Below are 11,371 nucleotides of genomic sequence, written 5' to 3' on the forward strand. Positions count from 1 at the left end.
GGTTTATGAAGTTGTAAGCTTTTCAGCTAGAAATTGAACGTGTGGTTCTCGCAGCATTGTGAAATGGTTACCTGCAACTTTGTGAATTATAACAGGTTTTGCAGAAATTTTACTCCAGCCCCAAGTTGAGTCGTCCAGTATTTTTGCTTCGCCGAGAGTAGCCTCAAATAAACCCGTTTCCAGAGCTCGGAAGAAAGTAATTGAAGTTGGGTAATTTTCCTGTGGTACATAGTCAACATCGGCTTGAATATTAGCTTTGTAAACTTGAAAAATTCGTTCGATCTCACCTGGGCTTAAATTCAGTCCAGCTATTCTTAATCTTTCTAGAAAATAATCTAACCGACTCTCTTCTGGAAGAGATTGAAGTGTCTCACCAGACAAATTTAACTCCTGTCCTAAAGAACCTTCATAAAAGCGACTCAGATCCACAATGAGTTTTGTATTGTCCCACTCAGAAAAATCTTGATATTTTTCAGGATTTGTCCCCAAACAATCTATAATAGCCAGTAAAGATACCTTCTGTCCCTGTTTTTGTAACTGTTGAGCTATCTCAAAAGCGACTTTCCCTCCGAAAGAATGACCGCCCAAAAAGTATGGCCCCCGATCTTGAACGGTTTGTAAGGCTTTGATGTGATGGGCTGCTATGTCTGCTATTCTGGTTAATGGTTTTTCGCCCTCATCTAAACCGAGCGATCGCAAACCATAAACTGGTTGTTCTGGATCTAAGTGTCGTGCCAAGGGATAGATATCAAAGATGTTGCCAAAGACTCCAGGAACAAAGAATAAGGGAGGTTTGGAACCATTAGGTTGAATAGGAACTAATGTAGAACGATAGGAGTCATCTCCAACTCGGTCAGGTTTGACCGACGCTGCGGTTAAACTGGCTGAGTCCTCAAAGGCAAGAACTTCCCCCTGCAAATAACTAATAATTGCGGCTAAAGTTGGATACTCAAAGAACAAAGTAGAAGGCAAAGAAAAACCCAGACTCAATTGCAGAGAGTTTCTCAACTCAATAGACATCAAAGAGTCTAATCCCAAATCCATCAAGTTTTGTTCCCACTCTATTTGTTCGGGCGAGCTAATCCCCAGTACCTTAGCGATCTCTATGTGAACGTGGGCCACCAAAAGAGCTTGACTCTCTGCGATCGGAAGCGTCTTTAATTGCTGACGCAATTCAATCGGCGGAGATGAGACTTGTTGATTGGAGTTATTTTTTTGTTTGACAGATTTTAGTTTGACCCATTGCTCGATGCGAACTTGTAAATCTCCACTGGAGAGAATTATTTGACTAAGTTCCTGAGTGGATAAAATCCTCTCAAAGGCTTGAATACCATCTTCTGGGGTTATGACAAATTCTGCCACCGTTGCTCCAATTCGATAATGAGCGAGGTTCATTTCTTCCCAGTTCACACTCAGCCAGGGAATGGAATGGGTTTTGTTGTGCTGGCGAACGAAGGCATCGATAAATAAATTAGCGGCTGAGTAAGCAACTTCATCTAGACCTCCTAACACTGATGCTATAGAGGATATTAATAAACAAAAGTCAAGGTGTTTGTTTTGCAAAACTTTTGATAAGACTATCGTTCCTTTTACTTTTCCCTGGAAGTGACGTTCGCAATCAATTCTACGGATTTGTGCGATCGACTTGTCTCCCGTAACCAAAACACTATGGATGACTCCATTGATTTGGCCAAAGCGAGTTTCGGATCGAGCGATCGCCTCCTCCATTTGTTGCTGATTAGCTACATCAGCACTCAGCACGAGAACTTCGGCTCCCATCGCTTCCATTGCTTGCAATTTCTGGATTTTGCGACTAATCTTATCTTCTGTATCGTGGTTAGCCAGCCATTGAGACCAATCATTGCGATCGGGAAATACGGAACGTCCGGTTAAGATTAGTTTGGCACGTACCTTATAAGCTAAGTATTCTGCTATCTCGGTTCCAATTGCTCCCATCCCACCGACAATCAGATAAACTCCTCCTGCTTTTAAGGGTAATGCCTCTGCTTGAGGTTTTTCTAATCTTACAGGTTCAAAAATTTGCACCCAACGATGTTGACCCCGGTAAGCGACGGTTAAATCTTCGGACTCTGCTGATATTTCTGCCAAGAGTTGGGCTAGGATTTTCCGAAGCTGCTGCTTTTCTGGTAGGGGAAGAACGAAATCAATACTGCGACAGTTTATATTGGGGTATTCTTGACCAATGACTTTACAAGCTGCTAGCAAAGTTGCTTTCTCAGGAGATAATATTTCCTCCGAGTTCACATCCTGCATATTGTTGGAGACAACGGTTAGTTGAAGTGGATTGATAAAATTCAGTTTATCCAATGCTTGCGCCAGAAAAATCAGGCTGTATAAACCTATATCCTGGAAGGCGGCAAAAGTTTCTATTCCTATTTCTGTTTGTGTAGTTGTTGGGGTGACGCTCCACAGATGAATAATTCTAGTGGGGGATTGATTGAGTGCTTTCAGTTCTTTGAGTAGGGTATGGTAGTCATCGGCTTGGGTAGGATTAATCGTATAAAGGCGATCGCTGTGTTTGGTAAACTCCGAACTGCGACCGACTTTAACCACTTCACTACCCTGGATTTCTAATAATTTTGCTAGTTCTTCTCTCAATTCGCACTCATCGATAAAGACTAGAGTGTTAGACTCGATAATATTTTTACCTGGTTGATAATTGGGGGGAATAGAGCGTTTCCAAGATGGAATGTAAAACCAATCAGCAATATCCGGCTTTTTGCCCGATCGCAATGGCTTGCTTTTGGCAATATCTTTTGGGGCGATCGCTCCTGGGGATGTTGAAGGCACAGGTATTCTCATTGACTCATCTCCCGGACATACCCAATAACGTTGTCGTTGAAAAGGATAAGTGGGTAAGGGAATGCGATGACGTTGAAAATCTCGATCAAAACCGAGCCAATCTACTGGAACACCCTGTCGGTAGAGTTCTGCCAAACTGTTTAATATTTGTTGCCAATCTTGTTGTCCTTGGCGCAAACTGGGTAGCCATAAGCCTTGACGATCAAGGAGACATTGACGACCCATTCCCAATAAAATTGGTTGAGCTCCAATCTCTACTAAGACATCTATACCTTGCTGTTTCAAATATTCCATACTCGCCATAAATCTTACAGGTTGTCGAAGGTGAAGACACCAATATTCGCTCGTGGCTATCTCTTCTGTTGCCAGTTTTCCTGTAAGATTGCTGACGAGTTTTATCTGGGGTAAGTTAAATTTTACCTGTTGCAAAACCCGTTCAAATTCTGCTAATATAGGTTCCATCAATGGCGAGTGAAAAGCGTGGGAAACGGTTAATTTTTTGGTTTTGATTCCCTTAGCTTCTAGGTGGGTAGAAATTGCGTTAATTGCCGATCGCTTTCCAGAAATGACAATACTTTGGGGGCTATTAATCGCGGCAATGGAAACGTCCGGGCTATATTGTTGAATCGCTGCGATCGCTTCTGCTTCTGAAAGCAATACCGATACCATCTCTCCATCTTGCGGTAAAGATTGCATCAATTTGCCTCGTTGAGAAATGAGTTTCAGTCCGTCTTCTAAACTCAAGATACCAGCAACACAAGCAGCCACATATTCCCCAATGCTATGACCGATCACTACATCGGGTTCTATCCCCCAGGATTTCCACAATTGAGCTAGAGCATATTCGATCGCAAAGATGGCAGGTTGAGTATAGGCTGTTTGGTCGATGAGTGAGGCTGATTCTGTTTCTAGTTTCTGGTTAAATAAGTCGGGATACAGAACCTCTAATAGAGGGACATCTAGGTAAGAACGGAGGAGGCGATCGCAGGTTTCTAAGTGTTTGCGGAAAATGGGTTGAGTTTCGTAGAGTTGACGACCCATGTTCACATACTGAGAACCTTGTCCAGTAAAGAGAAAGGCAATTTTCTTCGGAGAAGCTGCTTTGATAGAATCAATTTTTGGGGTTTCCTGACTATCATTGACAGCCCGAGGCTTGACCCAGGTTTTCAACTGTTCCAGAAGTTCCTTGGTAGAGCCAGCAATCACTGCCAAACGATGGCTAAAGTGCTGGCGTCCAGTATTAGCAGTGAAACAGATATCGGCAATTTCAGCTTCTGGATGAGTTTCGAGATAATTGTGATAACTACTGACTAATTCTGCCAGCGCTTTTTCCGTTTTTGCTGATAGCGTTAATAAATGCAATGGACGCTCTAAAAATTCTGCGTTTTTGACTTGAATCGGGGCTGCTTCTAGCACAACATGGGCATTAGTTCCGCCCATACCAAAAGAACTGACTCCAGCACGGCGAGGTGTTCCATTTGTTTGCCACTCTCTAAGCACTGTGTTGACATAAAAGGGAGTATTGGGGAAGTCAATATTGGGATTCGGTTGTTGAAAGTGCAAGCTCGGTGGTATGGCTTGATTGTGCAGGGCCAATACGGTCTTGATCAGACCTGCTACACCTGCGGTCACATCTAAATGCCCGATATTAGTTTTGACGGAGCCAATTGCACAAAAATTACGATCCTGACTGCTCGTACTTTGTCGAAATGCTGTTGTTAAAGCAGCAATTTCCACTGGGTCTCCTAGAGGTGTTCCTGTACCGTGAGCCTCTACATAACTAACTGTCCTGGCATCAATTTCAGCCACAGCCAAGGCTTCAGAAATGGCGGCTATCTGTCCGTCTACGCTAGGAGCTGTGTAACTGACTTTTGCTGCCCCATCATTGTTAATTGCTGACCCTTTGATGACCGCATAAATATTGTCTCCAGAAGCGATCGCTTCATCTAACCGTTTCAAAACAACTATTCCGACTCCACTGCCAAATAAAGTGCCTTGAGATCGAGCGTCAAAAGCCCGACAGTGACCATCGGGAGATAACATCATTCCTTCTTGGTAGAGATAGCCGCTTTTGTGGGGAACGAATATAGAAACGCCTCCGGCTAGAGCTAAGTCAGATTCACCATTGCGTAAACTTTGACAAGCTAAATGAACCGCAACCAGTGAAGTCGAACAGGCAGTTTGAACATTAATACTCGGTCCGGTTAAGTTCAATTTGTAGGAGACACGCATGGGTAAATAATCTCCCCCATTGCCCAGATCGGCATAGATATCGCTAGCACCCCTGAATAAACAATGGGTAAGCAAAGGGCGATCGGCAGAAAATCCTAAGCTAGGAGATACGTTGTTAATCAGATAGGTACTAGGACTAGAACCTCCATAAACTCCCACCAAACCCTGGTAATTTTCTGGATTGTAGCCAGCACTTTCGAGAGCTTCCCAGGCACATTCAAGGAAAAATCGCTGTTGGGGGTCTATTAGTTCCGCTTCTTTATCGCTGTAGCCGAAGAATTGGGCATCAAACAAGTCAATATCTGGCAAAATCGGACTTGCTTTCACATAGTTAGGATGCTCGACCCAATTTGAGTTTTTTAGCTCGATTTCTTCATCGCTAAAGAAGGTTATTGATTCTACTCCGTCTCGCAAATTGTTCCAGAAAGCATCAATATTGTTGGCCCCAGGAAACCGACAAGACATCCCAATAATAGCGATATCACAGGGATGTTGAGTGCGTTTACTTTTGAGCTGATGATGCTTAACGGCGGGTTTTCCTGTCTGCTGTTGTTCCAAGTGTTGAGCGAGAGTAAATAGGGTGGGGTATTGAAATAATGCGGTGATGGGTAGATCGGTTTCAACGATGTTGCTCAATTCTTTGTGAACCCGGATTAGCAGTAAGGAATTACCACCCAAATCAAAGAAATTGTCATAAATTCCTATCTCCTCTAACTGAAGCAAGTTTTGCCAAATCTGAGCAATCAGTTTCTGGGTGTCAGATTGGGATTTGACTAAGGGTACCGCTAGTTCTGGGCGAAACTTATCTGGAACTGGTAGTTGGCGGCGGTCTAATTTACCCATCGGTGTCAGCGGAATTTTATCGAGTACCACAAACGCCGCCGGGAGCATATAAGGGGGTAAACGATCTTGCAAGTGATGGCGTAATTTGGATTTGAGCTGCCCAATTTGTTGAGGGTTGTTAGCTTGGTTTTGAGGCACGAAATAGGCGATCAGTCTTTTGTCTTCCTCTGCTTCTCCCGGAAGAATAACTACACAGCTTTTGATTTCTGGGCGTTCTAATAAAGTGTGTTCAATTCCTGCTAGGGAAATATTATATCCCCGCAGACTCACCCAATAATTACAGCGACCCCTAATTTCCAGTTTCCCACTGGGTAAAATAACGGCTAAATCTCCCGTCCGGAAAAAACGTTTGCCGTTAATGTTAACAAAACATTCAGCAGTCAGATGAGGTTTATGCAAATATTCTTCAAACATATAGGGGCTACGGAGATACATTTCTCCCTGATTTCCTGGCGAAACTTGCTGTTGATTTTCACATAACAAAATGATTTCATCTTCTGGGAAGGGAGTTCCGACAACGCAGAATCCTGATGGCAAATCTTCGCTATCTCGCAGCTCGTCTACAGCAATCGTAAAACATTCACTTAGCCCGTAGTAATTGATGAGGCTAGTAGAGGGTAATCTTTCTATTAATTGATGTTTGAGTTTTTGGTTGACGGCTTCACCCGTCAACCAAATAACTTCTAAATTGGCTAATTTTGAGGTAAATAAATTTGGTTCAATTGTGTCAAGTATAGTTTGAATTAAGGAAGGAGATACGGTGATTTCTGTAATTTGATTTTCAGCGATGAAATCTAAAAAGAGCTGGCGATTGCAAATAATTTCATCGGCCATAATGTAGCAGGTTGCCCCTCTAATTAAAGGTCTCCATATTTCCCATTGAAAAAATACGTTATAGGCCAAGCGATCGCCGGATTTACATAGACTAATTCGGTCTCGTCTTAACTCACCACCCAGACGTGCCTGATGGCTTAACAATATGCCTTTCGGTTCTCCTGTAGTCCCTGATGTGTAGACGATATGAGCGATATCTTGAGGGGATATTGATGAAAATGTTGGGGTTTGTAGAGGAGGTAAATTCCAGTTAGTTTCTACATCTATCGGTAAAATATTTAGAGAAAGTTGATTATTTAATCTTGGGGAATATTCGCCCTTGGTAATAATTAAACTAGGTTTAGCATCGGCGATCGTCTTGGCTATAAGAGCATCTGGATATTGTAATTCTAGTGGCATATAAGCTCCACCCGCTTTCAAAATAGCTAGACAGGCAATAATATATTCGCTAGATTTGTCTAGGAAAACGCCTACAGGTTGATTGGAAGTAACTCCTTGTTTTTGAAGGTAACTTGCTAAATTATTTGTTAACCGATCTAGTTCTTGATAGGTCAGTGAATTTCGCCGATCTACAATAGCAACTTGCTCTGGGGTTTTTTGTGCTTGTATTTGAAAGAGTTCGGGTAAGCTGCTCGATCTATTATTCATTGTTTGTTTGAATTTGGCTCGAACATAATTTAACTGTTGGCGATCGCGGCTTCACCGGGCACAATCACAATTTTACCAAAAAAACTTTTGCTTTGAAAAAAGATTTGAGCTTCCTTGATTTGAGAAAGAGGAAAAACTTTAGCCACTCGGGGTTTTAGCAGACTTTGTTCGATATATTTTAGCAAGCGCTGAAACACGTCTGGTTGAAAGCGGGTGGCTCCGATCGCTTCTATATCTTTGTAAATTAAATCCCGCAAATCAAAGGAAACCATTGGAGAGGCGATCGCTCCGGCTGTCACATATCTTCCCCCAACTCCCAGGGTTTTGAATATAATATTAAAATACTCGCCTCCCACCACATCAACGCCAACAGTCACCTGATGTCGAGCCAAATTAGATAATAAGCGATCGTCTCGACAATAGACGTAATCTGCACCTAATTCCTCAGCCAAATGCTCTTTATTAGGCCCAACAATCGCAATAACTGTTGCCCCTCTAATTTTAGCTAACTGAACAGCAGAACTCCCGACACCGCCAGAAGCTCCCATAATTAATACAATATCTTTAGCATTAACCCTGCCTTTTGTCAAAAGATTTTCTGCCGTAGAATAGGAACAAGGTACAGTGGCTAACTCAACATCTGACAGCAATGAATTAATTGGGTAAACATTGCTTGCCGGAATAGCAACATATTCGGCAAAACCTCCATTCACTTCACTGCCAACATATTGATATTTTTCCAGTCTTTCTTTCCTAATCCACGGATCGACAATCACCCTTTTATTGAGAATTTCTGGGTTAACATTATCTCCAAGTTCTACAACTTTACCCACTATATCAGCACCTTGAATTCTGGGGAATTCTAGGCCACTCTGAGACCAGCTTGTAGATTTTTTATCGTCATTTTGTTTAGTATTTTTGAGAATTTCTTGAAAACCTTCATCGGCTCCATACCATCCTGTCCGAGTATTTATATCTGTGTTATTGACAGAACAAGCTCCCACTTTAATCAAGACTTCTCCCGGCTGGAGTGTGGGTAATGAGACTTGCGTATAGACCAGTTTTTCTAGCCCTCCATATCCGGTGAGAATAACGGCATTCATTAATTGTTTCATGCTTGCTTTCCACTACTCGTTATCTGCAAAAATTATTTTAATTCTTTAGCCCTACCAGCGCCTTCATAAGTTTCCCAAATCGATTCAAAGTTTTTCAGCATCATTTCCTGAGAACTAATTTTTTCCTCTGTCCCAAACGGTTGAATTATTGTATCAATATTGGGATAGACAAAAAATGGTATTGATATTCGGCTAGCTGAAGTATTATGAATGACTTCATGGGGCGTGCTGACAAATAAACCTTTTGTCCAGAATTGTAACATATCCCCTAAATTAATCACAAACGCATCTTTCATACAGGTAGCATCTATCCATGCTTCTTTGGCATAAACTCTTAAAGAAGGATTGGAAAAGTATTCTTGAATTAAAACTGTAAAAATTCCCCCATCAGTATGTTTGCCTGCCCTACCTATACCCGCCGGATAATAAATGCTTCGCTGAATTAAAATGGGTTCTGTAAAATACTCATTAAACCAGGTTTTTTCTAATCCCAAAGCTAAAGCAATTGCTTTTAATAATTTAGGAACAACTTTGGTCATTATTTCATTTTGTAGGTAAAAATGAGTGGTGGCAAAACCAGGGGAAACTGTCTCGTCAGGGATAATTGTCGGACCTGTAAACGGTTTTTCCGATCGCGGCTTTTCTAAACCTAAATCGAAAACTTCTTTAGAATCAAATCCTGTTTCTTGATTTAAAAATTCCCCAGAAAAAGGAATGTAACCCCTAGAGGTTTTGGGGTAAACTTTCTGGATTTCTTGTCGGTAGTTGAGTTTCACTGCTTCGGGCAATTCAAAAAACTTTCTAGATACCTTAATCGCGTTATCTACCGCAGCTTGGGAAATTCCGTGTTCATTTAAGTAAAAAAAACCATATTCGTAGCAAGCACGATACAGTTTATTGATTTCTCCTTCGTTCGAGGAATCTCGATCCAAGTTTGATAAAGATATGATGGGTAGGCTGTTCATAAGTTCATTTTAATCAAGAGAAAAAGTACCTAATTTCCTCGATCCCCCTAAATCCCCCTCCCACCCGCGCACGGCAGGGGAGATCTGGGGATCTGGGGGCACTTTTGAGATCATTTTATGATTTGGACTTCATCTAATTGAGAAGCGCTATAGCCAACAACAAAAGCCCAGTAATGAGCATTTTCTTCCTCAAGATAGGGAGAGTCCATAACTGAGCTAACCAGTTTGACTGTGTTTTCCTGCTGTAAGCTCACGCAAGTGCTTTGGAAATCGCTAGTATCGTAGTAACTCTTTCTGGTACTAACCACAACTAAGCCTCCCGATCTAGTAATCCTGATCAGTTCTTTTAATGAACTTGGCGGGACGTGACCTGTAGTAAAAACACCGCAGCAGATAGTAGCATCATACTGGTTATCTTTGTAGGCCGGTATTTTCTTCGTCATGTCACACCCTGCTATTAGGTTGTTGTAGACGTTAAGCTTTCTAGTTTCCTCAACCATTTTTGGGGATAAGTCGAATCCATCAATATTGCGATAACCTTTTTGGTGAAGGGCCATACCCACTAAACCAGTTCCACATCCAGCATCTAGGATTTTTATATCTGAGGCTCTAGGGTTTAGGTCCATTTCTTGACTGTGAAGAGCGGAAAAATATTGAACAATATATGCCGGCCCTTGATAGCGTTCTTTTGAGACATCATCGTTGTATTTTGCCGCCCATGTGTTGTAATAATCTTGTAGAGATTGAGGATCGTAAGATAAACGCAAAACCTTTTGAATTGCTTCCTTACTGGCTGAATTTTTAGTTTGCAAGTTGTTGGGTTTCATCATTCCTTTCCGCGTTTTTTTTGCCTACAAAACTGATAAGATTTTTTCCACTGTTGCAATTCTAGCTTTTTCACTGAAGTGATAAGCTTTGATTTTCTTTAAAATACTCCGATCGGGGGAGAAAGAGTCCTCGTTGTCGAAAACCCAACTCGTCCCACAACTCCATTTTACCACTTCTTTCAAGAGTTTTTTTTGTAATCCCATTTTTTCCCCTAACATATAGGCTTCTTGTAAGCTAACATAATTAACATAAGCCATAAAATCAGTTAGAGATTGAGCGATCTCTGTTAAACTCTCTTTTAACTTAGCTGTCGGCGGTTGATAATTTTGTTGGTATGGCCAAGGTTTGATTCGCCCATATTTATCTTCTACATATTCCTCTGGACGGATATAATTGGGATTGGCTCCATATTTAGAGGGAGCAACAAACCCTGGGAGTCTTAAATCCAGATTGTTTTCTTCTTCAATTAATTGGGTGACGATGACGTGATTGTCATGGGCCTTGTATTTGACTCCGGCTTGCCGATATCTTTCTTCAATTATTCTGCCTAATGGCAAAGGAACGTTGAGTTCGTCAGCTAATTTTACTGTTAAATCTGTATCCTTGACTGTAATCTCTAAAGTACAAGAACTGTCGTAACTGCCATCAAATATAAATGGAGCGACTTGCTCTGTGACAAAACTGTTACCTTTGGATGCTTTAATAAAATCCCACATCCATGCTAGGGGAATTCCTGTTGTTTTGGCAATGATCAAGACTTCTCCCAGAACTACCATCGCTGTATAAAACAGTAAATTAGTCAGTAATTTTACGGTTTGGGCGACACCAATATCGCCGACATAAAATGAAATTTTCCCCATTGTATTGAAAATTTCTTCAACGATATCATATCCTGCTTGATCTCCTCCTACATAAAAACTAACATTAGCAAAATCTACTCCCATGTGCGATAAATTACTGACTGGGGCTTCTAAGCTAAAAATCCCTTTTCCAGCGGCAACACTGGCTATATATTTGGTATTATGGTAATCGGTTGTTGAAGTGTCTATCCATATATGGCCCGATTCCATTCCCTCAACAGCA

Annotated in this window: 5 protein-coding genes; all 5 read right to left on the reverse strand. The window is 41.6% G+C overall.

Going from position 1 to position 11,371, the window contains the following annotated elements:
* Positions 1–3: 3 nt before the first annotated feature.
* Positions 4–7,380 carry an SDR family oxidoreductase gene (locus WBA89_RS09010; RefSeq protein WP_424405768.1) on the reverse strand — a complete coding sequence of 2,459 codons (7,377 nt, stop codon included), beginning with the start codon at positions 7,378–7,380 and terminating at the stop codon, positions 4–6.
* Positions 7,381–7,409: 29 nt separating this feature from the next.
* Positions 7,410–8,495: an alcohol dehydrogenase family protein gene (locus tag WBA89_RS09015; RefSeq protein ID WP_424405770.1), complete on the reverse strand. Its 1,086-nt coding sequence runs from the start codon at positions 8,493–8,495 to the stop codon at positions 7,410–7,412.
* Between the two features lie 32 nt (positions 8,496–8,527).
* Positions 8,528–9,460 carry an isopenicillin N synthase family dioxygenase gene (locus WBA89_RS09020; protein ID WP_424405772.1) on the reverse strand — a complete coding sequence of 311 codons (933 nt, stop codon included), beginning with the start codon at positions 9,458–9,460 and terminating at the stop codon, positions 8,528–8,530.
* A 110-nt stretch (positions 9,461–9,570) separates the two neighbouring features.
* Positions 9,571–10,290: a class I SAM-dependent DNA methyltransferase gene (locus tag WBA89_RS09025; protein WP_424405774.1), complete on the reverse strand. Its 720-nt coding sequence runs from the start codon at positions 10,288–10,290 to the stop codon at positions 9,571–9,573.
* Positions 10,291–10,311: 21 nt separating this feature from the next.
* Positions 10,312–11,371: NAD(P)-dependent oxidoreductase (locus WBA89_RS09030; RefSeq protein ID WP_424405776.1), on the reverse strand; the 1,060-nt coding region annotated here is incomplete at its 5' end.

Source organism: Microcoleus sp. (genome assembly GCF_049646505.1).
Lineage (GTDB): Bacteria > Cyanobacteriota > Cyanobacteriia > Cyanobacteriales > Microcoleaceae > Microcoleus.